This window comes from Shewanella sp. SG41-3, from assembly GCF_014164545.1.
Classification (GTDB): Bacteria; Pseudomonadota; Gammaproteobacteria; order Enterobacterales; family Shewanellaceae; genus Shewanella; species Shewanella vesiculosa.
The window spans coordinates 1-24,120 of record NZ_JACJFJ010000016.1; the positions used below are offsets into that span (position 1 = coordinate 1).

At 43.2% G+C, this 24,120-nt stretch carries 40 protein-coding genes; 34 read left to right on the forward strand and 6 right to left on the reverse strand.

The genetic code is table 11. From position 1 onward, the window contains the following. From H5164_RS19360 to rplQ, 29 genes are all read left to right on the forward strand, one after another. The coding region (locus H5164_RS19360; RefSeq protein ID WP_198552046.1) for a hypothetical protein at window positions 1-70 on the forward strand (70 nt) is incomplete at its 5' end. A 352-nt stretch (window positions 71-422) separates the two neighbouring features. Continuing rightward, a complete protein-coding gene (gene rpsJ, locus H5164_RS19365; RefSeq protein WP_011635639.1) occupies window positions 423-734 on the forward strand; it encodes a 30S ribosomal protein S10 in 312 nt (103 codons plus the stop codon). Window positions 735-761: 27 nt separating this feature from the next. Continuing rightward, window positions 762-1,400: a 50S ribosomal protein L3 gene (gene rplC, locus H5164_RS19370; protein ID WP_101033710.1), complete on the forward strand. Its 639-nt coding sequence runs from the start codon at window positions 762-764 to the stop codon at window positions 1,398-1,400. A gap of 17 nt (window positions 1,401-1,417) precedes the next feature. After that, window positions 1,418-2,023, forward strand: a complete 606-nt coding sequence (gene rplD / locus H5164_RS19375) for a 50S ribosomal protein L4 (RefSeq protein WP_011635641.1) — start codon at window positions 1,418-1,420, stop codon at window positions 2,021-2,023. Beyond that, complete coding sequence (gene rplW, locus H5164_RS19380; RefSeq protein WP_011635642.1) at window positions 2,020-2,322, forward strand: 50S ribosomal protein L23; 303 nt, start codon at window positions 2,020-2,022, stop codon at window positions 2,320-2,322. Before rplD ends, rplW begins: the two co-directional genes overlap by 4 nt. 16 nt (window positions 2,323-2,338) lie before the next feature. Then, complete coding sequence (gene rplB / locus H5164_RS19385) at window positions 2,339-3,163, forward strand: 50S ribosomal protein L2 (protein ID WP_124017691.1); 825 nt, start codon at window positions 2,339-2,341, stop codon at window positions 3,161-3,163. Window positions 3,164-3,177: 14 nt separating this feature from the next. After that, on the forward strand, window positions 3,178-3,456 hold the full coding sequence (gene rpsS / locus H5164_RS19390; RefSeq protein WP_006083596.1) for a 30S ribosomal protein S19: 279 nt from the start codon (window positions 3,178-3,180) through the stop codon (window positions 3,454-3,456). A 15-nt stretch (window positions 3,457-3,471) separates the two neighbouring features. Continuing rightward, entirely contained in the window at window positions 3,472-3,804 is a 333-nt protein-coding gene (gene rplV / locus H5164_RS19395) for a 50S ribosomal protein L22 (RefSeq protein ID WP_011635644.1), read from the forward strand. Window positions 3,805-3,816: 12 nt separating this feature from the next. Then, window positions 3,817-4,506 (forward strand): 30S ribosomal protein S3, encoded by a 690-nt coding sequence (rpsC, locus tag H5164_RS19400; protein ID WP_124017690.1) that lies wholly within the window; start codon window positions 3,817-3,819, stop codon window positions 4,504-4,506. Between the two features lie 11 nt (window positions 4,507-4,517). Then, window positions 4,518-4,928 carry a 50S ribosomal protein L16 gene (gene rplP, locus H5164_RS19405; protein ID WP_124017689.1) on the forward strand — a complete coding sequence of 137 codons (411 nt, stop codon included), beginning with the start codon at window positions 4,518-4,520 and terminating at the stop codon, window positions 4,926-4,928. Beyond that, window positions 4,928-5,119 (forward strand): 50S ribosomal protein L29, encoded by a 192-nt coding sequence (gene rpmC / locus H5164_RS19410; RefSeq protein ID WP_006083592.1) that lies wholly within the window; start codon window positions 4,928-4,930, stop codon window positions 5,117-5,119. Before rplP ends, rpmC begins: the two co-directional genes overlap by 1 nt. Beyond that, on the forward strand, window positions 5,119-5,367 hold the full coding sequence (gene rpsQ, locus H5164_RS19415; protein ID WP_124017688.1) for a 30S ribosomal protein S17: 249 nt from the start codon (window positions 5,119-5,121) through the stop codon (window positions 5,365-5,367). The genes rpmC and rpsQ overlap by 1 nt, the downstream gene beginning before the upstream one ends. 177 nt (window positions 5,368-5,544) lie before the next feature. Continuing rightward, on the forward strand, window positions 5,545-5,913 hold the full coding sequence (rplN, locus tag H5164_RS19420; RefSeq protein WP_011635649.1) for a 50S ribosomal protein L14: 369 nt from the start codon (window positions 5,545-5,547) through the stop codon (window positions 5,911-5,913). A gap of 10 nt (window positions 5,914-5,923) precedes the next feature. Continuing rightward, window positions 5,924-6,238 carry a 50S ribosomal protein L24 gene (rplX, locus tag H5164_RS19425; RefSeq protein ID WP_124017687.1) on the forward strand — a complete coding sequence of 105 codons (315 nt, stop codon included), beginning with the start codon at window positions 5,924-5,926 and terminating at the stop codon, window positions 6,236-6,238. 13 nt (window positions 6,239-6,251) lie between these two features. Beyond that, window positions 6,252-6,791, forward strand: a complete 540-nt coding sequence (gene rplE, locus H5164_RS19430) for a 50S ribosomal protein L5 (RefSeq protein ID WP_011635651.1) — start codon at window positions 6,252-6,254, stop codon at window positions 6,789-6,791. A gap of 10 nt (window positions 6,792-6,801) precedes the next feature. Beyond that, the gene (gene rpsN / locus H5164_RS19435) at window positions 6,802-7,107 is read left to right on the forward strand and encodes a 30S ribosomal protein S14 (protein ID WP_011635652.1); all 306 of its coding nucleotides are present in this window, start codon (window positions 6,802-6,804) and stop codon (window positions 7,105-7,107) included. Between the two features lie 24 nt (window positions 7,108-7,131). Beyond that, window positions 7,132-7,524, forward strand: coding sequence for a 30S ribosomal protein S8 (rpsH, locus tag H5164_RS19440; RefSeq protein WP_124017686.1), 393 nt, complete (start codon window positions 7,132-7,134; stop codon window positions 7,522-7,524). Window positions 7,525-7,534: 10 nt separating this feature from the next. Continuing rightward, the gene (rplF, locus tag H5164_RS19445) at window positions 7,535-8,068 is read left to right on the forward strand and encodes a 50S ribosomal protein L6 (protein WP_124017685.1); all 534 of its coding nucleotides are present in this window, start codon (window positions 7,535-7,537) and stop codon (window positions 8,066-8,068) included. A 10-nt stretch (window positions 8,069-8,078) separates the two neighbouring features. Beyond that, the gene (gene rplR / locus H5164_RS19450; protein ID WP_011635655.1) at window positions 8,079-8,429 is read left to right on the forward strand and encodes a 50S ribosomal protein L18; all 351 of its coding nucleotides are present in this window, start codon (window positions 8,079-8,081) and stop codon (window positions 8,427-8,429) included. A 12-nt stretch (window positions 8,430-8,441) separates the two neighbouring features. Next, window positions 8,442-8,945: a 30S ribosomal protein S5 gene (rpsE, locus tag H5164_RS19455; protein WP_011494651.1), complete on the forward strand. Its 504-nt coding sequence runs from the start codon at window positions 8,442-8,444 to the stop codon at window positions 8,943-8,945. Window positions 8,946-8,951: 6 nt separating this feature from the next. After that, window positions 8,952-9,140 carry a 50S ribosomal protein L30 gene (gene rpmD, locus H5164_RS19460; protein ID WP_011635656.1) on the forward strand — a complete coding sequence of 63 codons (189 nt, stop codon included), beginning with the start codon at window positions 8,952-8,954 and terminating at the stop codon, window positions 9,138-9,140. Next, on the forward strand, window positions 9,140-9,574 hold the full coding sequence (gene rplO / locus H5164_RS19465; RefSeq protein WP_124017684.1) for a 50S ribosomal protein L15: 435 nt from the start codon (window positions 9,140-9,142) through the stop codon (window positions 9,572-9,574). Before rpmD ends, rplO begins: the two co-directional genes overlap by 1 nt. Before the next feature lie 7 nt (window positions 9,575-9,581). Beyond that, window positions 9,582-10,922: a preprotein translocase subunit SecY gene (gene secY, locus H5164_RS19470; RefSeq protein ID WP_101084805.1), complete on the forward strand. Its 1,341-nt coding sequence runs from the start codon at window positions 9,582-9,584 to the stop codon at window positions 10,920-10,922. A 23-nt stretch (window positions 10,923-10,945) separates the two neighbouring features. Further along, window positions 10,946-11,059: a 50S ribosomal protein L36 gene (gene rpmJ / locus H5164_RS19475; protein ID WP_006083579.1), complete on the forward strand. Its 114-nt coding sequence runs from the start codon at window positions 10,946-10,948 to the stop codon at window positions 11,057-11,059. A gap of 117 nt (window positions 11,060-11,176) precedes the next feature. Further along, window positions 11,177-11,533, forward strand: coding sequence for a 30S ribosomal protein S13 (rpsM, locus tag H5164_RS19480; protein ID WP_011635660.1), 357 nt, complete (start codon window positions 11,177-11,179; stop codon window positions 11,531-11,533). 17 nt (window positions 11,534-11,550) lie between these two features. After that, on the forward strand, window positions 11,551-11,943 hold the full coding sequence (rpsK, locus tag H5164_RS19485) for a 30S ribosomal protein S11 (RefSeq protein ID WP_011635661.1): 393 nt from the start codon (window positions 11,551-11,553) through the stop codon (window positions 11,941-11,943). A gap of 32 nt (window positions 11,944-11,975) precedes the next feature. Next, window positions 11,976-12,596 (forward strand): 30S ribosomal protein S4, encoded by a 621-nt coding sequence (gene rpsD, locus H5164_RS19490; RefSeq protein ID WP_124017683.1) that lies wholly within the window; start codon window positions 11,976-11,978, stop codon window positions 12,594-12,596. A 24-nt stretch (window positions 12,597-12,620) separates the two neighbouring features. Next, window positions 12,621-13,610 (forward strand): DNA-directed RNA polymerase subunit alpha, encoded by a 990-nt coding sequence (locus H5164_RS19495; protein ID WP_011635663.1) that lies wholly within the window; start codon window positions 12,621-12,623, stop codon window positions 13,608-13,610. A 40-nt stretch (window positions 13,611-13,650) separates the two neighbouring features. Beyond that, window positions 13,651-14,046 (forward strand): 50S ribosomal protein L17, encoded by a 396-nt coding sequence (rplQ, locus tag H5164_RS19500; protein WP_011635664.1) that lies wholly within the window; start codon window positions 13,651-13,653, stop codon window positions 14,044-14,046. A 1,076-nt stretch (window positions 14,047-15,122) separates the two neighbouring features. On the opposite strand, the gene ccmE is transcribed toward rplQ, so the two are convergent. From ccmE to ccmA, 5 genes are read right to left on the reverse strand one after another with little or no spacing between them, the layout of a single operon-like run. Next, the gene (gene ccmE / locus H5164_RS19505) at window positions 15,123-15,608 is read right to left on the reverse strand and encodes a cytochrome c maturation protein CcmE (RefSeq protein ID WP_124017681.1); all 486 of its coding nucleotides are present in this window, start codon (window positions 15,606-15,608) and stop codon (window positions 15,123-15,125) included. Further along, window positions 15,592-15,804: a heme exporter protein CcmD gene (ccmD, locus tag H5164_RS19510; RefSeq protein ID WP_124017680.1), complete on the reverse strand. Its 213-nt coding sequence runs from the start codon at window positions 15,802-15,804 to the stop codon at window positions 15,592-15,594. The genes ccmE and ccmD overlap by 17 nt, the downstream gene beginning before the upstream one ends. Next, window positions 15,804-16,550: a heme ABC transporter permease gene (locus H5164_RS19515; RefSeq protein WP_124017679.1), complete on the reverse strand. Its 747-nt coding sequence runs from the start codon at window positions 16,548-16,550 to the stop codon at window positions 15,804-15,806. The genes ccmD and H5164_RS19515 overlap by 1 nt, the downstream gene beginning before the upstream one ends. Further along, complete coding sequence (gene ccmB, locus H5164_RS19520) at window positions 16,550-17,236, reverse strand: heme exporter protein CcmB (RefSeq protein WP_182757361.1); 687 nt, start codon at window positions 17,234-17,236, stop codon at window positions 16,550-16,552. The genes H5164_RS19515 and ccmB overlap by 1 nt, the downstream gene beginning before the upstream one ends. Window positions 17,237-17,245: 9 nt before the next feature. Beyond that, a complete protein-coding gene (ccmA, locus tag H5164_RS19525) occupies window positions 17,246-17,896 on the reverse strand; it encodes a cytochrome c biogenesis heme-transporting ATPase CcmA (RefSeq protein ID WP_124017677.1) in 651 nt (216 codons plus the stop codon). Window positions 17,897-18,220: 324 nt separating this feature from the next. Between ccmA and H5164_RS19530 the strand changes: the two genes are divergently transcribed. Then, entirely contained in the window at window positions 18,221-18,514 is a 294-nt protein-coding gene (locus H5164_RS19530) for a cytochrome c5 family protein (protein ID WP_124017676.1), read from the forward strand. A 95-nt stretch (window positions 18,515-18,609) separates the two neighbouring features. Here the strand turns inward: H5164_RS19530 and ccmI are convergent, their stop codons facing one another. Beyond that, entirely contained in the window at window positions 18,610-19,863 is a 1,254-nt protein-coding gene (gene ccmI / locus H5164_RS19535) for a c-type cytochrome biogenesis protein CcmI (RefSeq protein WP_182757362.1), read from the reverse strand. 416 nt (window positions 19,864-20,279) lie between these two features. On the opposite strand from ccmI, the gene H5164_RS19540 reads away from it, so the two are divergent. Genes H5164_RS19540 through H5164_RS19555 form a run of 4 tightly spaced genes read left to right on the forward strand, consistent with a single transcriptional unit; the run spans window position 20,280 to window position 23,903 of the window. After that, window positions 20,280-22,250 (forward strand): heme lyase CcmF/NrfE family subunit, encoded by a 1,971-nt coding sequence (locus H5164_RS19540; protein WP_124017674.1) that lies wholly within the window; start codon window positions 20,280-20,282, stop codon window positions 22,248-22,250. Window positions 22,251-22,266: 16 nt separating this feature from the next. Further along, window positions 22,267-22,821: a DsbE family thiol:disulfide interchange protein gene (locus tag H5164_RS19545; protein WP_124017673.1), complete on the forward strand. Its 555-nt coding sequence runs from the start codon at window positions 22,267-22,269 to the stop codon at window positions 22,819-22,821. Beyond that, entirely contained in the window at window positions 22,821-23,303 is a 483-nt protein-coding gene (nrfF, locus tag H5164_RS19550) for a heme lyase NrfEFG subunit NrfF (protein WP_124017672.1), read from the forward strand. The genes H5164_RS19545 and nrfF overlap by 1 nt, the downstream gene beginning before the upstream one ends. 60 nt (window positions 23,304-23,363) lie before the next feature. Continuing rightward, window positions 23,364-23,903, forward strand: a complete 540-nt coding sequence (locus tag H5164_RS19555) for a TlpA disulfide reductase family protein (RefSeq protein ID WP_182757363.1) — start codon at window positions 23,364-23,366, stop codon at window positions 23,901-23,903. Window positions 23,904-24,120 lie beyond the last annotated feature (217 nt).

Here is a 24,120-nt window from a genome sequence, read left to right on the forward strand (position 1 = left end):
TTTACGTTTCGCTATCCGTGAAGGTGGCCGTACAGTTGGTGCAGGTGTTGTAGCTAAAATCATCGCGTAATAGCGACTTTAGTGAACACTAAAAAAGGAAGCTTAGGCTTCCTTTTTTATTTTTAAAATTTAATAATCAATGCTGGCATTCGTTCATAGAATGTGTAAAATGCGCCGCAGTTGATTGTAAAAAGACTTTTGAAGACTATTTACACAATGGGCTTGATCTTAGAAAGAAGATCTGTATAATTGCCCACTCGCTGACAAGTGTAGCGTAAATTATAATGTTTAACCAAATAGGTTACTCATTTTCACAGCGACTCCGATTGGGAGTCGAACGGTTAAATCATCTCGCTCTGCTTTTCCATTAGGAAGAAGCTAGAGGGTGATTTTTTATATGTCCATTTTAGGAGCTCTGGTCAATGCAGAACCAAAGAATCCGTATCCGCTTGAAAGGCTTTGATCATCGTTTAATTGATCAGTCTACAGCGGAAATCGTTGAAACTGCTAAGCGTACAGGCGCGCAGGTTCGTGGTCCAATTCCACTACCTACTCGCAAAGAGCGTTATACCGTTTTGATCTCTCCGCACGTTAATAAAGATGCTCGTGATCAGTACGAAATTCGTACCCACAAGCGTTTAGTTGACATCGTAGAGCCAACAGAAAAGACTGTAGACGCGTTAATGCGTTTAGATCTTGCGGCTGGTGTCGACGTTCAGATTAGCTTAGGTTAATTGAGATCCTTAGAAGAGGTTTGAGAGATGGCTATCGGTCTTATTGGTCGTAAAGTGGGTATGACTCGCATCTTCACTGAAGATGGTACGTCAATCCCTGTAACAGTAATCGAGATTGCAGGCAACCGTGTTACTCAAGTGAAAACTTTAGAAACTGACGGTTACCGTGCACTTCAAGTGACTACTGGTACCAAAAAAGCCAATCGCATCACTAAAGCAGAAGCAGGTCACTTTGCCAAGGGCGGCGTAGAAGCCGGTCGTGGTTTGTGGGAAATGCGTTTAGCAGATGGTGAAGGCGAAGGCATTGAAGTTGGTGCTGAAATTAATGTTGATATTTTCGCTGAGACAGTGAAAGTAGACGTTACTGGTCAATCTAAAGGTAAAGGCTTCCAAGGCGGTGTTAAGCGTTGGAATTTCCGTACTCAAGATATGACACATGGTAACTCTTTGGCACACCGTTCGAATGGTTCTATCGGTCAGAACCAAACGCCTGGTCGTGTATTCAAAGGCAAGAAAATGTCAGGCCATATGGGTGCTGAGCAAGTAACAACTCAAAATCTACACGTAGTACGTGTTGATGCAGAGCGTAACTTGTTGTTAGTACGCGGCGCAGTTCCAGGCGCTACCAATGGTGACTTGATTATCAAGCCAGCAGTTAAAGCTTAAGGTCTGAGGAGATAGTAATGGAATTGGTATTGAAAGACGCCCAGAGCGCTCTTGAAGTTTCCGAAACTACCTTCGGCCGTGACTTTAACGAGGCATTGGTTCATCAGGTAGTTGTAGCATATGCTGCAAACGCGCGTCAGGGCACTCGTGCTCAAAAGACTCGTGCGGAAGTAACTGGCTCAGGCAAAAAGCCTTGGCGCCAGAAAGGCACAGGCCGCGCTCGTGCCGGTAGTGTTAAAGGCCCAATCTGGCGTGGCGGTGGCGTAACATTCGCTGCTAAAACACAAGATCACAGCCAAAAAGTTAACAAGAAGATGTACCGTGGTGCTCTAAAGAGCATTTTCTCTGAATTGGTACGTCAAGAGCGTTTAGTTGTTGTTGAATCGTTTGGTGTTGAAGCTCCTAAAACTAAAGAGCTGAAAGCTAAACTGAAAGCAATGAACTTAGAAGACGTTCTAATTGTTACTGCAGAAGTTGATGAGAATTTATTCTTAGCAGCTCGCAACTTATACAAAGTTGACGTGCGTGACGTAGCGGGTCTTGACCCAGTTAGTCTAATCGCATTCAACACTGTTCTTGTTACTGCTGATGCAGTGAAGCAAATCGAGGAGATGCTAGCATGATCCGCGAAGAACGTTTGCTAAAAGTTATTCTTGGTCCACATATCTCTGAAAAGAGTACTGTGCTTGCTGAGAAAAACAACACTGTAGTTTTCCGCGTAGCCATCGATGCAACTAAAGCAGAGATTAAAGCTGCAGTAGCGAAGCTATTTGAAGTTGAAGTTGATTCTGTTCGCACTTTAGTTAATAAAGGCAAAACCAAGCGTACCGGTGGCCGTGTAGGTCGTCGTATCGATTGGAAAAAAGCTTATGTTACTTTAGCTGCTGGTGCTGAAATCGATTTCGTCGGCGGCGCTGAATAAGCAAAGGAGAATTATCATGGCAGTTATTAAGTGTAAGCCAACCTCTCCAGGTCGTCGCCACGTAGTTAAAGTGGTGAATACGGACCTGCATAAGGGTAAACCTTTTGCTGGCCTGTTGGCGAAAAAATCTAAAAGTGGTGGCCGTAATAATACTGGCCGTATCACTGTACGCCACGTAGGTGGTGGACATAAGCAGCACTATCGTATTGTTGACTTTAAACGCAACAAAGATGGTATCCCTGCGAAAGTTGAACGTCTTGAATACGATCCAAACCGTACAGCGCACATTGCGTTAGTACTGTATGCAGATGGTGAGCGTCGTTATATTCTTGCTGCAAAAGGCATGAAAGCTGGCGACCCAATCCAATCTGGCTTGGATGCAGAAATCAAGACTGGTAACGCTAGACCGTTACGCAACATTCCAGTAGGTAGTGTTGTACACGCTGTCGAAATGAAGCCTGGTAAAGGCGCTCAAATCGCACGTTCAGCTGGTGCTTATGTACAAGTTGTTGCTCGTGATGGTGCTTATGCAACTCTACGTCTTCGCTCTGGCGAAATGCGTAAAGTTCCAGTAGATTGCCGCGCGACATTTGGTGAAGTTGGTAATGCCGAACACATGCTACGCCAGTTAGGTAAAGCAGGTGCTAAGCGCTGGAGAGGCATACGCCCTACAGTTCGCGGTGTTGCAATGAACCCAGTAGACCATCCACATGGTGGTGGTGAAGGCCGTACTTCTGGTGGACGTCATCCAGTGAGTCCATGGGGTGTGCCGACTAAGGGTTATAAAACTCGTAGCAACAAGCGCACTGATAAGTACATCGTACGTCGTCGTAATAAATAGTAAGAGGATTCGCCATGCCACGTTCTCTCAAGAAAGGTCCCTTCATTGACCTGCACTTGCTGAAGAAGGTAGAGAAAGCGATGGAAGCGGGAGACAAAAAGCCAATTAAGACTTGGTCTCGTCGCTCAATGATCATCCCTAATATGATTGGGTTGACCATCGCTGTCCATAATGGTCGTCAGCACGTACCTGTGTTCGTAACTGACGAAATGATCGGCCACAAGCTTGGTGAATTTTCACCAACTCGCACTTATCGCGGCCATGCTGCAGATAAGAAAGCGAAGAAGCGTTAATACGGGAGGAATAAGATGGAAGTTTTAGCTAAACATCGTTTTGCTCGTACGTCTGCGCAGAAGGCCCGTCTAGTTGCTGATCAAATTCGCGGATTGCCTGTTTCTAAGGCGCTCGAGATTTTGACATTCAGCCCCAAGAAAGCCGCCGTACTAGTAAAAAAAGTACTTGACTCAGCTATCGCAAACGCCGAACACAACGAAGGTGCTGACATTGATGAGCTTAAAGTTGGAGCCGTCTTCGTAGATGAAGGCCCAACAATGAAGCGTATCATGCCACGTGCTAAAGGCCGCGCTGATCGTATCATGAAGCGTACCAGCCACATTACTGTGGTTGTAGCAGATCGCTAGGAGAAGAGAGCAATGGGACAGAAAGTACATCCTAATGGTATCCGTCTGGGTATCACTAAGCCTTGGATCTCTACCTGGTACGCAGATAAGTCAGACTATGCAAATAATCTGAACAGCGACTGGGAAGTGCGTCAATATTTAACTGAAAAGTTAAAAGCCGCATCAGTATCTAAGATTGTCATTGAACGCCCAGCGAAAAGCATCCGCGTTACCATTCACACTGCCCGTCCAGGTATTGTGATTGGTAAGAAAGGTGAAGACGTTGAAGTATTACGTGCACATGTGTCTAAAATCACTGGCACTACTGCTCAAATCAACATCGCTGAGATCCGTAAGCCTGAATTAGACGCTAAGCTCGTTGCTGACTCTATTGCTCAGCAGTTAGAGCGTCGTGTTATGTTCCGTCGTGCTATGAAGCGCGCAGTTCAAAACGCAATGCGCATTGGTGCTCAAGGTATCAAAGTTCAAGTGAGCGGCCGTTTAGGCGGCGCAGAAATCGCGCGTGCAGAATGGTATCGTGAAGGTCGTGTACCTTTGCATACTTTGCGTGCTGATATCGACTATTCAACCGCAGAAAGTCACACGCAGTATGGTGTGATTGGTATTAAAGTTTGGATCTTCAAAGGCGAAGTTCTAGATGGTTTAATTCCAGCTATTGAAGAGCCGAAGCAGCAACCTAAGCGTAAGCCTCGTGGTAAATAGGAGAAACTTTTATGCTGCAACCTAAACGTATGAAGTTTCGCAAGATGTTCAAGGGCCGCAACCGCGGTCTAGCGAACGGTACTGAAGTTAGCTTTGGTACTTTCGGTTTGAAAGCAGTCGGCCGTGGCCGTTTAACTGCACGTCAAATTGAATCTGCACGTCGTGCCATGACACGTCATGTTAAACGTCAAGGACAAATTTGGATTCGAGTTTTCCCTGACAAGCCAATTACCTCTAAGCCTCTTGAAGTGCGTATGGGTAAAGGTAAAGGTAACGTTGAATACTGGGTATGTCAGATTCAACCTGGTAAGGTTCTTTATGAGATGGGTGGTGTTCCTGAATCGTTGGCTCGTGAAGCCTTCGCTTTAGCTTCTGCTAAACTTCCTCTGAAGACTACCTTCGTAACTAAGACGGTGATGTAATGAAAGCGAGCGAACTAAGAGAAAAGAGCGTTGAAGAACTTAACGCTGAATTACTTGGTCTGCTGCGTGAGCAGTTTAACCTGCGTATGCAACACGCTACTGGTCAGTTGACTCAAACGAATCAGTTGAAACTAGTGCGTCGTAACATTGCACGTGTTAAGACCATTATTACTTCTAAGGCAGGTGCGTAATGTCTGATAAAATCCGTACTTTGCAAGGTAAAGTAATTAGCAACAAAATGGACAAGTCTATTACTGTTGCTATTGAGCGCCAAGTGAAACATCCTATTTATGGGAAGTACATTAAGCGTACTACTAAGATCCATGCACATGACGAAACTAATCAGTGTAATGAAGGCGATTTCGTGGCTATTAGCCAGTGCCGCCCTCTATCTAAGACTAAGTCTTGGACACTAGCTGAAGTAGTAACAAAAGCCTAATTTTTATTAGGTTAACGTAAACGGCTCCAGCATTTGGGGCCGTTTGTATTTTTTGCTATGCATTCCAAAAATGTGTGTTATACTTGCGCGCCAATTTTGAGTAAATTATTGCTTGATTTTGGTTCAAAATATACTCCCATAGTGGGATTGTGTAGTAACGATAGCGGAGCACTTGAAATGATCCAAATGCAATCGACTCTAGACGTCGCATGTAACAGCGGCGCACGCAGAGTTCAGTGTATTAAGGTCTTGGGTGGCTCTCATCGTCGTTATGCCGGTATCGGCGACATTATCAAAGTTTCTGTTAAAGAAGCGATTCCTCGCGCTAAAGCGAAGAAAGGTGATGTATATAACGCGGTGGTAGTCCGTACTAAGAAAGGCGTACGTCGTCCAGACGGTTCTGTCATTCGCTTCGATCGGAATGCAGCGGTATTGCTTAACGCAAACCTTGCACCGATTGGTACTCGTATCTTTGGCCCAGTGACACGTGAATTGCGTAATGATAAATTCATGAAAATTGTCTCGCTGGCACCAGAAGTACTGTAAGGAGCTTCAAATGGCAGCTAAAATCCGTCGTGAAGACGAAGTAATTATATTAGCAGGTAAAGACAAGGGTAGCCGCGGTAAGGTTTCTCAAGTTCTACCTACTGGTAAGTTAATTGTTGAAGGCCTCAATCTTGTTAAAAAGCACCAGAAACCTAACCCTCAATTGGGTGTGACTGGCGGCGTTATCGAGAAAGAAGCACCGATTCAAACATCAAACGTTGCGATCTTTAACCAAGCCACAGGCAAGGCAGATCGTGTTGGTTTCCGATTTGAAAACGGCCAAAAAGTCCGTTTCTTTAAGTCGAACAGCGAACTCGTTAAGTAATTTGGAGTAAACGATGGCGAAACTGCATGATAAATATCAAGAGACTGTAGTCGCTGAACTAGCTAAAAAGTTCGGTTACAGCAGTGTCATGCAAGTCCCTCGGATTGAAAAAATCACCCTAAACATGGGTGTGGGCGAAGCTGTTGCAGATAAGAAAGTTATGGAGCACGCGCTCCGTGACATGACTGCAATCGCTGGCCAGAAACCAATTGTAACTGTTGCTCGTAAATCAGTTGCTGGTTTTAAAATCCGTGAAGGCTACCCTATTGGCTGTAAAGTGACCCTACGCGGTGAGCGTATGTGGGAATTTTTAGAGCGTTTAGTTGACATTGCAATACCACGTATTCGTGATTTCCGTGGCTTAAGCGCAAAAGCGTTTGACGGTCGTGGTAACTACGCAATGGGCGTGCGTGAGCAGATCATCTTCCCAGAAATCGATTATGATAAAATCGATAAAATTCGTGGTATGGATATTGTTATCACTACTACTGCGAAGAATGATGAAGAAGGTCGTGCTTTGTTAGACGCTTTTAACTTCCCATTCAAGAAATAAGGGTAGCATAATGGCAAAAACATCTATGAAAGCACGTGAAGCAAAACGTGCGCAGCTCGTAGCTAAATATGCTGAAAAGCGTTTAGCACTTAAGGCTATAATCAGCAGCCCTGCAACTTCTGAAGAAGATCGTTGGGATGCCGTACTTAAGTTACAAGCTCTACCACGTGATTCTAGCGCTGCGCGTCAACGCAACCGCTGTAATCAAACTGGTCGCCCACATGGTTTCCTACGTAAATTCGGCTTAAGCCGTATTAAATTACGTGAAGCAACCATGCGTGGTGAAGTTCCTGGTCTGCGTAAGGCCAGCTGGTAAGCACTTGTCACGGAGTAAGCTAATATGAGCATGCAAGATCCTATTGCGGATATGTTAACCCGTATTCGTAACGGCCAAGCTGCTAACCACGTATCTGTTAAGATGCCTTCAGCTAAGTTAAAAGTAGCAATTGCGAAATTACTTAAAGATGAAGGTTTCATTACTGAATACGCCGTAGCAGATGAAGCTAAGCCTGAATTAGAAATTACATTAAAGTACTTTCAAGGCAAACCAGTCGTTGAGACTATCCAGCGTGTAAGTCGCCCTGGTCTTCGTATTTACAAAGGTAAAGACGAGTTACCAAAGGTGATGGGCGGTCTGGGTATCGCAATTGTGTCCACTTCTAAAGGCTTGATGACTGATCGCGCCGCCCGCCAAAATGGCACGGGTGGCGAGGTTATCTGCTACGTAGCGTAAGGAGCTAGAAATGTCTCGTGTTGCAAAAGCACCAGTCACTGTTCCTGCTGGCGTAGAGGTGACTTTAAACGAACAGACCTTAACTGTTAAAGGCAGTAAAGGAAGTCTGACTCGAGTAATCAACAATGCGGTAAATGTTGTTATCGAAGATGCAGAAGTAAAGTTCCTACCTGTCGAAGGCGTTGCTAACGCTTGGGCTCAGGCTGGTACTGCACGTGCACTAGTAAACAATATGGTTGTTGGTGTATCTCAAGGTTTTGTGAAAAAACTTAAACTAGTTGGTGTAGGTTACCGTGCAAAGATTGCTGGTAGTGACTTAGATTTAACATTAGGTTTCTCACATCCATTAGTACACAAACTGCCCGCAGGCGTTACTGCAGAGTGTCCTAGCCAAACTGAAATCGTGCTTTCGGGCGTCGATAAACAAGAAGTTGGTCAGGTTGCTGCTGTCATTCGCGGATACCGTCCACCAGAGCCTTACAAAGGCAAGGGTGTTCGTTATGACGACGAAGTAGTACGCCGTAAAGAGGCTAAGAAGAAGTAGGTAACGCGATATGGATAAGAAAACATCTCGCTTACGTCGCGCGTTACGTGCACGTAAGAAGATCCAAGAGCTGGGCGTGAATCGTCTGGTTGTACATCGTACACCGCGTCACATTTATGCTCAGGTGATTAATCCTGAAGCTCAGGTGTTGGCAGTTGCTTCAACCGTTGAAAAAGCGGTTAAAGAGCTACTAAAGAGTACCGGTAACGTTGATGCGGCTAAAGCAGTAGGTAAAATTGTTGCTGAGCGTGCGATCGAGAAGGGCGTAGCAACAGTTGCGTTCGACCGTTCTGGTTTCAAGTATCATGGTCGTGTAGCTGCACTAGCAGATGCCGCTCGTGAAGCTGGCCTGAAGTTCTAAGGGGTTATAAAAATGGCTAAATTAGAAGCTCAGCAAAAAGACGATCTGCAAGAGAAATTGATTGCAGTTAATCGTGTTTCTAAAGTAGTTAAAGGCGGTCGTATCTTTAGCTTCACTGCACTAACAGTTGTGGGTGATGGTAATGGTAAGATCGGCTATGGCTATGGTAAAGCGCGTGAAGTTCCAGCTGCTATTCAAAAAGCAATGGAAAAAGCCCGTCGAAATATGGTAACCGTGGAGTTGAATGCAGGTACTTTGCATCACCCAGTTAAAGGTCGCCATACTGGTTCTAAAGTTTATATGCAACCAGCATCACAGGGTACCGGTATTATTGCCGGAGGCGCAATGCGTGCCGTATTGGAAGTAGCAGGCGTTCATAACGTTCTGTCAAAAGCATACGGTTCTACTAACCCGATCAACATCGTTCGCGCAACTGTCGATGCGTTGGTGCACATGAAGTCACCAGCTCAAATCGCAGCAAAACGTGGCCTGAATGTTGATGAAATTCGGGGGTAATGCACCATGGCTACTAAAACTTTAAAAGTCACACAGACTAAAAGCAGCATTGGTCGTTTACCAAAACACCGTGCAACCTTAACCGGTTTAGGCCTACGCCGCATTAATCACACTGTTGAAGTTGAAGATACACCTTCAGTTCGCGGTATGATTAACAAGGTGTACTACATGGTTTCGGTGGAGGAATTAGGATAATGCGTCTAAATACTCTATCTCCAGCAGCAGGTTCTAAATCTGCTCCTAAGCGTGTAGGCCGTGGTATCGGTTCAGGTTTAGGTAAAACAGCGGGTCGTGGCCATAAAGGTCAGAAGTCTCGTTCAGGCGGCGGTGTTCGCGTCGGTTTCGAGGGTGGTCAAATGCCACTTAAGATTCGTTTACCTAAGTTTGGCTTTACTTCGCGTCGCGCTTTGGTTACAGCTGAAGTTCGTGTACTCGAACTAGCAAAAGTTAACGGTGATGTTGTCGATTTGAATGCACTGAAAGATGCGAACGTTATTACTCGCAACATCCAGTTTGCGAAAATCGTTCTTTCAGGTACCATTGACCGCCCAGTGACTGTAAAAGGTCTCAAGGTAACTAAAGGTGCTCGTGCAGCTATTGAAGCTGCCGGTGGCAAGATCGAGGAATAATACGTCGATGGCAAAACCAGGACTTGATTTAAAAAGCGCGAAAGGCGGTTTATCTGAATTGAAAACTCGTCTTCTGTTCGTGATTGGTGCGATTATCGTCTTTAGAGCCGGTTCGTTTGTGCCAATTCCTGGTATTGACGCAGCTGTATTGGCAGAGCTTTTTGCTCAGCAAAAAGATACCATCCTTGGCATGTTTAACATGTTCTCGGGTGGTGCTTTAGAGCGTGCTTCTATCTTCGCATTAGGTATCATGCCGTATATTTCGGCATCGATTATTATGCAGTTATTGACTGTTGTGCATCCTGCACTCGCTGAATTGAAAAAAGAAGGCGAATCAGGACGTAAGAAAATCAGTCAATATACTAGATATGGCACACTCGTGTTGGGTACTTTGCAATCTGTCGGTATTGCAACAGGGTTACCAAATCTGATGCCTGGTCTTGTGGCCAATCCCGGATTTGGTTTTTACTTTGTTGCAGTTGTGAGCTTAGTTACAGGAACTATGTTCCTAATGTGGTTAGGTGAGCAAATTACCGAACGTGGTATTGGTAATGGTATCTCGATATTAATTTTCGCAGGTATTGTTGCTGGTCTACCATCGGCCATCGGTTCAACAGCCGAGCAGGCGCGTCAAGGTGACATGAATGTATTAGTACTACTGTTGCTCGCAGTTATCGTATTTGCTGTAACCTATTTAGTAGTGTTTGTGGAACGTGGTCAACGTCGTATCGTCGTTAACTACGCTAAGCGTCAACAAGGCCGTAAGGTCTTCGCAGCGCAAAGCACCCACTTACCTTTAAAAATAAATATGGCAGGTGTGATTCCACCAATTTTTGCTTCCAGCATTATTTTGTTTCCAGGCACACTGGCTCAGTGGTTTGGTCAAAATGAGTCCATGTCATGGTTAAGCGATTTCGCTTTAGCTGTGTCACCTGGACAACCGCTGTATTCATTATTGTATGCGACAGCAATCATCTTTTTCTGTTTCTTCTATACTGCGTTGGTTTTTAACCCACGCGAAACAGCGGATAATTTGAAAAAGAGTGGTGCATTCATTCCTGGGATCCGTCCCGGAGAACAGACTTCGCGTTACATTGATAAAGTAATGACACGTTTAACCCTAGCGGGTGCGTTATACATTACCTTTATCTGCTTAATTCCGGAGTTCATGTTAATTGCGTGGAAAGTACAGTTCTATTTTGGCGGTACTTCACTACTAATTATTGTAGTCGTAATCATGGACTTCATGGCTCAGGTTCAGACCCATATGATGTCTCATCAGTATGAGTCTGTGATGAAGAAAGCTAATCTCGTTAACAAAGCAAACTTAGATCGCTTTGGAAAATAAGATTGCTTTTACGGAGTGATGAAATGAAAGTTCGAGCTTCCGTGAAGAAGATCTGCCGTAATTGCAAGATCGTCAAGCGTAGTGGTGTTGTACGTGTGATTTGTGTTGAACCAAAACACAAACAACGTCAAGGCTAAGAAAGAAGTTTGGTCAGCTCAATAATGGGCTGACCAAAATATTGTTTGCAAATCTGTCGTCTGTCGAGTATCCTTTCGGGCTTTTCGCAGATGGCCTTTAACTTTAAGGAGTGCATAGTGGCCCGTATCGCTGGCATTAACATTCCTGATCAAAAGCATACAGTCATTGCTTTGACTGCTATTTTTGGTATTGGACGTACACGCGCTAGAGCAATCTGCGCATCTACTTCAATTGCTGAAGATGCTAAGATCAAGGAATTGAGCGAAGCTCAAATAGATATCCTACGCGAAGAAGTCGCCAAATACACTGTAGAAGGTGACTTGCGTCGTGAGATTTCAATGAACATCAAGCGTCTTATGGATCTTGGTTGTTATCGTGGTCTCCGCCATCGTCGTAGCCTGCCCCTTCGTGGGCAACGTACTAAGACCAATGCGCGCACGCGTAAAGGTCCACGTAAGCCAATCAGAAAGTAACGGGAAGGTAAACCAAAATGGCTAAAGTTCCGTCACGTTCTCCGCGTAAGCGCGTACGTAAACAGGTTGCAGATGGCATGGCTCATATCCATGCGTCTTTCAACAACACAATTGTCACCATTACAGATCGTCAAGGTAATGCGTTGTCATGGGCTACCTCAGGTGGTTCTGGTTTCCGTGGTTCACGTAAATCAACACCATTCGCTGCACAGGTTGCTGCTGAGCGTGCAGGTATTGCTGCTCAAGACTACGGTGTTAAAAACCTTGAAGTTTTCGTGAAGGGTCCTGGTCCAGGTCGTGAATCAGCCATTCGTGCGCTGAACGCTGTTGGTTATAAAATTACTAACATTACCGATGTGACACCTATCCCTCATAATGGCTGTCGTCCACCTAAAAAACGTCGTGTATAACACTGCGTTTATAGGATAGTTGGAGAAAGATCATGGCAAGATACTTGGGTCCCAAGCTCAAGCTCAGCCGCAGAGAAGGTACAGACCTTTTCCTAAAAAGCGGTGTGAGAGCAATCGATTCGAAGTGTAAGCTAGAAACTGCACCTGGACAACATGGCGCACGTAAGCCACGTTTGTCTGAGTATGGTATTCAGTTACGCGAGAAACAAAAAGTTCGTCGTATTTATGGTGTGCTAGAAAAGCAATTCCGTAACTACTACAAAGAAGCTGCACGTCTAAAAGGCAACACTGGTGAAAACTTGTTGCAACTTTTAGAAGTCCGCCTAGATAACGTCGTTTATCGTATGGGTTTCGGTTCTACTCGTGCAGAATCACGTCAGCTAGTAAGCCATAAATCTGTTATGGTTAACGGTCGTGTTGTTAACATTCCGTCATTCAAAGTGTCTGCGAATGATGTTGTAAGCATCCGTGAAAAGTCACGTACTCAAGCTCGTATTAAAGCGGCTTTAGAAGTGTCTGGACAACGCGAAAAGCCTACATGGGTAGAAGTCGACAATGCGAAAATGGAAGGTGCATTTAAGCGCGTTCCAGAACGTAGCGATTTGTCTGCGGATATTAACGAACAGCTGATCGTCGAGCTTTACTCTAAGTAAAGCTAACAAACAAGAGAGGACACAATGCAGGGTTCTGTTACAGAATTTCTTAAACCGCGTCTCGTTGATATTGAGCAGGTTAATTCAACTCGCGCCAAAGTTACACTAGAGCCACTAGAACGTGGTTTTGGCCATACCTTAGGTAACGCGTTGCGTCGCATCCTATTGTCGTCTATGCCTGGCTGTGCAGTTACTGAAGTCGAAATTGACGGAGTATTGCATGAATACAGCAGTAAGGAAGGCGTACAAGAAGATATCCTTGAGATATTGCTTAATCTTAAAGGATTAGCAGTGACCATCGAGGGTAAAGACGAGGCTTTGCTTACATTAAGCAAGTCCGGCACAGGCCCTGTTACAGCAGCAGATATCACGCATGATGGTGATGTTACCATCGTGAATCCTGATCATGTTATCTGTCACTTGACTGGTAACAATGATATCAGCATGCGTATCCGCGTTGAGCGTGGTCGTGGTTATGTGCCTGCTTCGGCTCGTGCACAAACTGAAGACGATGATCGCCCAATTGGTCGTTTGCTGGTTGATGCTTCTTTTTCACCTGTAGCTCGCATTGCTTATAATGTTGAAGCTGCTCGTGTTGAACAGCGTACTGACTTAGACAAACTTGTGATAGATATGACCACAAACGGTACTATCGATCCTGAGGAAGCCATTCGTCGTTCTGCAACTATTTTAGCTGAACAGCTAGATGCGTTTGTTGAACTACGTGATGTGACTGAGCAGGCTGTTGTAGAAGAGAAACCGGAGTTCGATCCGATTTTGCTGCGTCCTGTCGACGATTTAGAGCTAACTGTACGTTCGGCTAACTGTTTAAAAGCCGAAGCGATTCATTACATCGGAGATCTGGTACAACGCACTGAAGTTGAGTTGCTTAAGACCCCTAACTTAGGTAAGAAATCTCTTACTGAAATTAAGGATGTTTTAGCGTCTCGCGGACTGTCGTTAGGTATGCGTCTAGAAAACTGGCCACCGGCTAGTTTAGCTGACGACCTATAAGTCTCAGGTTAGTACAGATTTAGGTTATAAGGATTAGGTCATGCGCCATCGTAAGAGTGGTCGTCAACTAAACCGCAACAGCAGTCATCGTCAAGCTATGTTCCGTAACATGGCTTGTTCAATAGTTCGTCATGAGATTATCAAGACAACTGTTGCTAAAGCGAAAGAACTGCGTCGCGTTGTTGAACCTCTAATAACACTTGCTAAAGTTGACAGCGTTGCAAATCGCCGTTTAGCTTTCGCTCGTACCCGCGACGCTGAAGTTGTAGGTAAGTTATTTACTGAATTGGGTCCACGCTTCCAGGAACGTCCTGGTGGTTACACTCGTATTCTAAAGTGCGGTCTACGTACCGGTGATAAAGCCCCAATGGCTTACATCGAATTAGTAGGTCGTCCTGAAGCTGCTGAAGCTGTTGAAGTCGAAGCTGCTGAGTAATTAGTTACTCATCGAAAAAACCGAGCCTAGGCTCGGTTTTTTTTACTTTTTTTTGCCTGATTTTATTTTCCAATACTTGCTAGATTTGGTTACAAGTTTAAGATTCTCAGCACTTCACGTTGTTCATTTCTTAAAATCATCTTTTTAGTCTTTTGCTACGGCACTTCTGCATTCAGTACTTCCTGCGACTTAGTGGCATACACCTACTAAGTTTATATCTTGCTTGGCTTATGGGTACCTGAGCAATCAGAGAGTCATATTCCATTATGTTAGGACAAAATCAAGGTGCGGTAATTCCCCCAAGGTATCTGTGAGAAATATGTTTGTTTTACGCTTTTTATTGATTTATCTCTCGATGTTATTAGTTCAGCTTCATTAAAATGATTAATCATTACTGATTAATGATTACTGATTACTGATTTACTGGTATCTGTCTGTGGTCTAGGTTTTGTTTTCTCCTAAACAGTTAACCCATAATGTTGCCTAATTTAGGTTGCTCTTGCTGTCGGTTTTTTCGAAACATTTTTAGGGTTTTAAGAAGCTCAATATTGATTATCAGCCTTAACCGACTTTGATTTGGTCTAGTCTATTCAAGCAATAAAACCATTAATGACAAAGACTGTTGAATCAGCACCAATTGCTTTACTCAATGTGTTGTAAACCTAAGACGCGACTGTGTTAGTCATTAATAGAGAAGTTGCAGGGCTTGCTTGGCGATAAGCTGGTTGTGGCTGTGTAGGCTTTGGGAAGCATCTTATTACAGCTAGTGAAGTTGGCATTAATTGTGGATCAAGTATTGTTGTGATTGTGCCTCAATATAGGGCTATCTAATGTGCTGCGCTGAGTATAACCGCCACACCCTAGAGAAATTTAAAGCCTTTAAGCTACTCCCTAGTTTACTAGAGTTTCATTGTCGCTAATGTAGATATTCTTGCTTCGGAGCACAAACGAGTTAAACATGAAAATCTTACCTACCACTTGAGAACGATCTACTTTTGAATTTGATTGTTTCTGTATCTACATAGTATGTAAGCATAAAAAAAGCCTCCGAAGAGGCTTTTTTATGCAGTTAAGGGTTATTTGTCTTCAAGCGCTTTTTGACTATAGGTCGGCTTTTCATGCTTTTGTCCCATAGCTTCAGCTACTTCAGGTGGCATATAGTTTTCATCATGCTTGGCAAGCACTTCCGTTGCCGCTAATTTTCCTGATTCTACTAATACACCTTGTGCGACGATCCCTTGACCTTCTCTAAACAAATCAGGTAACAAGTCATCATAAGTCACAACGACACTTCCGCCTGCTGAATCATGTACAGCAAACTCTACATATAAGCTGTCAGGATCTCGATTCATTGAGCCCATTGTAACCATACCGCCTACTCGGATTCGTTGTCCGACTTCAGGCAACACACCTGTGTCGTTTTTGCCGTGAGTAATTTCATATGGAGTATAGAATAAATTCAAATTTGAATTTAGTGCGTATAGCAATAATGAAGTAACGGCTGCAACGCCTGCAATTAATGTCACGGCGAGCGTTAATCTCTTTTTACGTCTTGGATTCACGGTTATTACCTCTTGTTTCTTTCAGGCGTTGTTCACGCGTTATCTTTTTAGCTATTTCAATTAGCACTTTACGCTTTTGTCTAATGCTTAGGGTGATCAATGTTGCCAAGCAGCCAATTGTTACACCATAGGATAACCAAACGTAAAATGCATAACCGCCCATATCTAAAAAATCTTTGAATGAATCAAATTGCATTATTTTGCCTCCTCTGCGGTTGCTAAGTCTCTCACCCAAGGGCGCATACCATTTCGAGCAAGAATTTCTGTTCTATAACGGACGAGGGTAATGGCACCAATCATCATACCAAAACCAACAATGTTTATTAGCAGAGGGTATAGCATATCCGTCGACATGGTAGACTTCTCTGTTATTCTGATGGTCGACGGTTGATGCAAGCTGCTCCACCAATCGACAGAGTATTTAATAATTGGAATATTAATTACGCCGACAATAGCGAGGATACCAGATGCTCTAGCCGCGAGGACTTTGTCTTCAAATGACGCATACAGTGAGATCACGCCTAAGTATAAAAATAATAATACCAATTCAGATGTAAGGCGCGCATCCCATACCCACCAAGCACCCCACATAGGTTTACCCCATGCAGCCCCTGTAAATAATGCAATAAAGGTGATCACAGCGCCTATCGGTGCAATGGCTGCTGCAGCCCAATCAGCCGATTTTATTTGCCAGACTAAACCTATGAATGAAGCAATTGCCATACCCATGTAAGCAGCCATAGACATTGATGCTGCAGGTACATGGATAAAGATGATACGGTAGCTATCACCTTGTTGATAATCGGTTGGGGCAAATAATAATCCCCAAATACTGCCAGTACCGACCATTAATATTGCAAGAATGCTAAACCATGGCAACAAGGTGCCAGACAATTTATATGCTCGTTCAGGGTCTGCGTAAGAATGAAGCCATTTCCACATTAGTTTGTACTCACTCGTAAAGAGGCGCCAATTGCGAAAGGTGCCAAGATTAAAGAACCGACCAACATAGCTGCAAGTATCGCAAGTTGACCATCGTAAGCCATGTTAAGTCCCGCAGCATCAATTGCACTGGTGGCAAAAATGAGTACGGGTATATATAAAGGCAAAATCAGTAAGCTTAGTAGCACTCCACCTTTTCGAAGCCCTACTGTAAGTGCTACACCTATTGCCCCTAGGAGCGACAATACTGGTGTGCCCAATGCTAATGTCAACATTAAGGCACCATAACTATTGCTCTCTAAATGTAATAGTACGGCCAGTAGTGGTGCGACTAAAATCAGTGGTACACCGGTTAGAATCCAATGTGCAAGTACCTTAGCTAATACCATCAATGCTAATGGTTGTGGACTCAGTAGCATTTGTTCTAGGCTACCGTCGTTAAAGTCTGCTTTAAATAAGCGCTCCAACGACAGCATTGATGCTAGTAAGGCCGCAACCCATATAATTCCTGGAGCTACTCTAGTAAGCACCTGAGATTCTGGTCCAATTCCTAGAGGGAAAAGAGTCACCACTAGGATAAAAAATAATAATGGGTTAAAAATATCTCCGCGATGACGAATTGCGATTCTTAAATCACGTTGTAGTAGCGTCATGAATGCTGCGGTGTAGCTGATTCCTCGTTTCATTCAAATACCTTATACAAAGCGATAGTCGAGAGTGATTTTGCGAAGCATAGCATTACTAATAATGCTCATATCCTGATGTGTTGTTAATATCACACATCCACCCGACTCGGCATGTTGAATAAAAAGTTGTTCTAGTTCTTCTACACCTTTTTTATCAATTGCAGTAAAAGGCTCATCAAGGATCCATATTTTACAATTGCTGTATTGTAATCTTGCCAATGCTGTTCGTCGATGTTGCCCTGCTGATAAATGACCCGCAAGCGCCTCTTCAAAACCGGTTAAATTGACTTTGGCCAAAATAGCAGTGGTATCAAAACCATCATAGCCACTGATTCTTAAATTGAAGTTAAGATTTTCTTCTGCAGTGAGCTCACTTTTGACCCCTGCTAAGTGCCCTAGGTACAAGAGGTCATGGTTAAATTCATCCCTGCATCTATTGATGTTTTCACCACAATATTCGACATCTCCTGCATAGGGGCGTGATAAACCTGCAATTATTCGTAATAGACTGGTTTTACCTGCACCATTAGGACCCTCAATTTGGACAATATCACCCGCATTGATATTAAAACTCAGTTCGTCAAATAAAATCCGATCTTCACGAATACAGGTTAATTCGTTGGCACTTAATAGTACTTGTGATTGGTTTGATATGGTCACTTATCCCTCTTATTATGCGTGAGGATGAATTCGAAAAGATATTAACACAAACACTTTTACCGGTTTAGCTTTGTCATGATTAAGTGCTAGCAATTTGATATGGTTCCAAAAAAGAAGATATAGTTTGAACTTTTTTAATGATTGCTAATATATTACCTGAACTACACAGATTGTCTCGATTTAGAGCCTGAGCTGAGATTGTTATCACAAAAAGATGAGTTTTTTTGCTACTTGTAGTAATCTAGCCATTGCTAAAAATGAGTCTGCCTTCTAAATCAAAGGGCAGCGCTAAGCTTGGTATATTTGCAATTAGGAACGATGAATATGAAAAAATTGTTAGTAATGACTGCAGCAGCTGCATTAACTTTGTCTGCAAATGTATTTGCTCAAGAAGGTGAAGCTATTTATAACAAAGCGTGTCAAGTATGTCACAGCATGGGTGTGGCTGGTGCGCCTAAAGTTCATGATACTGCGGCATGGGAACCACGCCTAGCAAAAGGTTTAGATGCCTTAGTGGGTTCGGTTAAGTCTGGTTTAAACGCTATGCCACCAGGTGGCATGTGTACTGACTGTACCGATGATGATTACAAAAACGCAATTCAGTTTATGTCTAAGTAATTTTCAACTAGATCCAAAAACCGGCTTTAATAGCCGGTTTTTTTATGGGTAAATATCGGTAATGTTAAGCTATAACCTTACTGATGCTGCCATTGTTATTGCACTAAGGTATCGAGTGTTAATGTTGCATTATCACCCACCTTGAGCGTTTTTATCGTGCCCTTTAAGTCACCAGACTGTGGTTTAACACTGCCATTTTTTGACAATACTGCAATGATTTCGACTTCCTGAACTGAACTCAGTTTCACATCACCCCCCATGGACGTACTGTCATCTAGAGTGATCGTTACCGGTAAGTTACTTGCACTAATTTTAGTCGCCGCCAGCGGCACTTTAGGGCCTTGAGTTGCCCGAGCAAAAATAAACACTGTATCTGAATCAGATACTTTATCAGCTAACTCCGGTGCAATAGTTACTTCAATTTCGACGGTTTTTGCATTACTCGTCACTGCTGACTTTGGTGTAGCATCACCAGACATTGCACCTGATGCTTCATTAAGGCGCATATTCGCTGACTCAATGGCATTCATTAATGCTGTTTTGTCGACATCATTTCGATCGCTGTCTAGGATCATTTGCCAAGCATCGATAGCCTTCTGGTAGTTCGCAGTAAAGAACGCATCCATACCAACGAGAAGCAGTGTTGAGGGATCTTGTGGATCTAATGCTAAAGATTGCTCAATGATGGCTTGAATAGCCGGTGTCATCTGCTGATTCGCTTTATAGTAAAGTGCAGTAGCTTTAGGCCCAAGAAGTTCAGCTTGCGTACCGACTAATTGCATGACTTTATCGAATGCGGCAACGGCTTTATCATATTGGTTAGCAGATATATAAGCATGTCCAAGACTAAACCACGCCTGACTATCCTCTGGCTGTGCTTCCACTTTAGCTTCCATCATCTGTACGCGTTGCGACATGATTTGTGCTGTGTCCATACCTTGATGTGGATTGCTTGCTTGGGGAGGATTCGCTAATTCTTTATAAGCACCGAGGTGTTGATATAAGTAACCTGAAATGGCCAATATGCACAGGGTCATAAAAGCAGGCCATAAGGCGCTCTTTGATTTGATTTCTACGTCAAGAGAGTCGTCACCTTTTTGGCTCATGTCTTGAAGTAGATTTATCTCTAGTTCTTTTTTTAATGCCTCAAATTCGACTTGGTCTAATAGATCGTCATTCAATTCCTTTTCAAGAATGGTTATACGTTCGGCAAAAAGTTCAAGGTTAGTTTGTCTACGGACACCAGACTCTTCAGCTCGCAATAGCTTTTGTTGACGAAAATGTGGAACCCAAATCATGATTAGGCCAATAAGTACGACAAGCGCAATAAATATCCAAAATGTGGTCATTGTTTCAATATTCACTTTTAGGTTAACAGAGAAAGCGGCTATACCGCAGTGCTTGGAATCTTGATTATACGGAAAGATTATTAATTGAATAGTAATATAAGGAAGATATGAATCCAAATCCTGAGAGTTGCGTACTGGTTCACAGATTGAATTGTTTGTCTTACTAATAGCGAAACTTTGTTAAGGTAATTGTGTCAGACAGGTTGTCATAAATTTTCGTTTTGATTGAATAGATGCTCATAATGAGACTAGTGACCCAATTTTGTACGAAAATGGCAGACAGAAGCCATCGCAAGTTCTAAAATGCGTTAAAATTCGTTTAAGCTAATGTGCGTATATTAGTTTCACCGCATTAAATAGTGCTACCGTGATTTGTCTGTTTCAGATCCGCTAATTTTTTAGACTAAGGAATACCCATGATTCCAGAACTTGGACATTTCTCGCTAATTCTCGGTTTGGCTTTTGCCTTACTGCTAGCTAGCGTGCCGTTATATGGTTCCGCCCGTAAAGACCAGTATCTCGTTCGTTATGCCTGGCCACTAACATACGGAATGTTTTTTTTCATCAGTCTTTCGGTTATTGCGTTAGGGTATAGTTTCGCTGTCGATGATTTCTCTGTGGCTTATGTCGCACATCATTCTAATTCTCAACTTCCAATATTCTTTAAAATTGCGGCAGTGTGGGGCGGGCATGAAGGGTCACTATTATTCTGGGTATTTGCGTTGTCTGTATGGACCGCATCGGTAGCCTTATTTAGTAAGGGATTAGAAGAAGTCTTTACTGCAAGGGTGCTATCAGTATTAGCGATGATTGTTGTCGGTTTCAGTTTATTTATGATCCTAACATCAAGTCCATTTGAACGGATCTTCCCTATCCCGCTAGAAGGTCGAGATTTAAACCCAATGTTGCAAGATGTGGGCTTAATCTTCCATCCGCCAATGTTGTATTTGGGGTATGTTGGTTTCTCGGTCTGTTTTGCTTTTGCTATTGCGGCTTTAATGAGTGGCAGGCTTGACTCCGCTTGGGCTCGTTGGAGTCGTCCTTGGACATTAGCGGCATGGATATTTTTAACCGGTGGTATTTCATTAGGTTCTTGGTGGGCATATTACGAATTAGGTTGGGGCGGTTGGTGGTTCTGGGACCCAGTTGAAAACGCATCATTTATGCCTTGGTTAGTGGGTACCGCTTTAGTGCACTCATTAATTGTGACCGAAAAGCGTGGCGCATTCCGTAACTGGACCGTACTACTGTCTATTTTTGCTTTCTCTTTAAGTTTACTCGGTACCTTTATTGTACGTTCAGGCGTACTTACTTCAGTGCATTCTTTTGCAGCAGATCCAAGCCGTGGTTTGTTTATCTTGTTGTTGCTAGGTATTGCCATTGGTGGTTCATTAACTTTGTTTGCCTTCCGAGCAAGCGAAATGAGTAGCCCAGCTCGATTTGAGCTTAAATCGAAAGAAACCATGTTGTTAATTTGTAATGTGCTTCTGACAGTTTCAGCTGGTACTGTTTTATTGGGTACCTTGTATCCTTTACTCATTGACGCTCTAGGCATGGGTAAGATTTCTGTTGGTCCTCCATATTTTAATGCGGTATTTGTACCTATCGTGTTAGTGCTATTTGGCTTTATGGGAATTGGTCCAATTATTCGCTGGAAAAAATCTAAAGCCGGTGAAATTAAAAGACAGTTACTCATCCCAGCTATTATTGCTTTAGTTGTTGGGGTAGCGGCGCCATTTGTTGCTGGTGGTCAGTTTAATGCTTGGGTAATGTGTGGTGTCGCTGCGACAACATGGATCATGCTATCAACTTTCCGTGCCGCTTATAATATGGTGAGCAATAAAGAGGGTGGCATCAGTCTTAACCGAATCGGGCGTAGTCAGCTCGGCATGCTCTTTGCCCACTTTGGTATCGCGGTATCGGTAATGGGGGCAACAATTGTCTCTAATTATTCTATCGAGAAAAGCGTACGGATGGGGCCTGGAATAAGCCAAGAACTAGCAGGTTATACATTTAAGTATTTAGAAACTAAAAATGTCGTCGGTCCTAACTATACTGCGCAACAAGGTCAAATTGAGATTTATAAAGATGATGAATTTATCACTTTATTAAAACCTGACCGTCGTCAGTACAACGTGCGCACTATGGATATGACTGAAGCGGGTATTGATTGGGGCTTGTTCCGTGACTTATATGTCACTATGGGCGACCCAATTAATTTAACTGAGTTTGCTGTGCGTCTTAACTACAAGCCGTTTGTACGTTGGTTGTGGTTTGGTTCGATCTTTATGATGATTGGTGGCTTCTTAGCAGCATCAGATAAACGTTATCGTGTGAAGCAAGTTGCTACAGAAGAAGCAGTAAAAGCAAAATTAGCGACAGCTTAATTAACTCGGAGACATTATGAAGAAGTTTGTACTGTTTATACCTTTGGTTATATTTTTAGGTATGGGCGTGTTTTTATATCAAGGATTATTTCTCAATCCTAAAGTGCTCGATTCTGCATTAGAAGGAAAGCCTGTCCCGGCTTTCCAGCTCGAGCGTTTGGAAGTACCTAGTGAAGTCTTGACTGAGAAAGATTTGCCCGCAAAAGTATTGATGTTGAACTTTTGGGCGACTTGGTGTCCAGCATGTAAATATGAACATCCTTATTTAATGATGTTATCTAAGCGTAATTTGTTACCTATATACGGCATCAACTATCGTGACGAACGAGCATTAGCTGTCAAAGAGTTAACGACCCAAGGCGATCCATACACAGTTAATATCTATGATAAGGATGGTCGCTTGGGCCTCGACCTTGGGGTTTATGGCGCACCAGAAACCTTCATTGTTGATCATAACGGTATTATTCGTTATCGCTATGCTGGTCCCATTGACCAAACGGTTTGGACACAAACCTTGTATCCGATGATCCAGCAATTACAAGCTGAAGCAAAACTTGATGGGGCATCGTAATGAAATGTATATTTAAAATGATGTTGGCTTGTACTAGTTTACTTTTTTCTCTGAACGTATTGGCTACTCCAGTCGATACCTATGAGTTTAAATCAGTAGATAATCAGCAAAGGGCCTTGTCACTCGCACATCAGTTGCGTTGTCCACAGTGTCAGAATCAAAACTTAGTCGATTCAAATTCTCCTGTTGCGCAAGATCTACGTCTTGAAGTCTATAAAATGGTAGATAATGGCAAGTCAGACTCAGACATCATCGAATTTATGACTAGTCGCTACGGTGACTTTGTTTTGTATAATCCTAAGTTAGACTCGAAAACCTATCTTTTATGGCTTGGTCCATTTGGGTTACTTATTTTGGGACTGTTTATTGGCTTTATCTTTGTGCGAAAACAACGGATCCAAGCAACAGAATCCACAACCTTGTCGGCAGAGCAGCAAGCCGAATTAGATGCGTTATTAAATCGTAATAAAGCGGCTAAATAACAGATTGGAGTATTAACTTTGAAACAGTGGTTTGCGTTTATCTTCACTAGCTTCTTTCTTATGGGTATTGCAAGTGGTGTTAATGCATATCCCGGCATGCAAGCTGCGGCTGAGCAAACCACTGATTCAACGCTTGAGCGAATCAATATATTGCCGCAGCCATTCCCGGTAGCGCTAGTCGATTTTAGCGATATCGTTGGTGAGCCGGTTAACTTTGACCAATATAAGGGCAAAGTCGTCGTTATTAATCTTTGGGCTACTTGGTGCCCACCTTGCGTAAGAGAACTTCCAGCACTCAACCGATTAGATCAAACTCTAGATGCTGCACATTTTGCACTATTACCTATTTCGATTGATGCTGAAGCCGTGGCTATTGTGCAACCATTTTTAGAATCTCTTGGTTTACCCACATTTAACTCGTATTTTGATCCGCAACAACGACTACGTGATGTTTTCCCGCTGGATACCATTCCTGCGACATTTATCTTAAATGAACAAGGTGAGCTGGTGGCTTATGTGCGTTCTTATGTCGATTGGGATGATAAAAATGTCATTAGCTTCCTTGAACAGTTTCGTAAAAGCACTAAAAAAGTACAATAAATAGTCATAATATGACTTAAAATACGAAAAAGGATCGCTTTTGGTGAAAAGATCGCCAAGCGATCCTTTTTTGTTTAAAAAGGCCTTGCACTAAATCTTAAGCTGCCTATAATGCGCATCCACTGACACGGCAGACAGCGAAAGCGGTTACCGAGTTGGGTTGAATTAAGTGCTTCAAAACACTGGATTCAAGGCGAAAAGAAAGTTTGAAAAAACA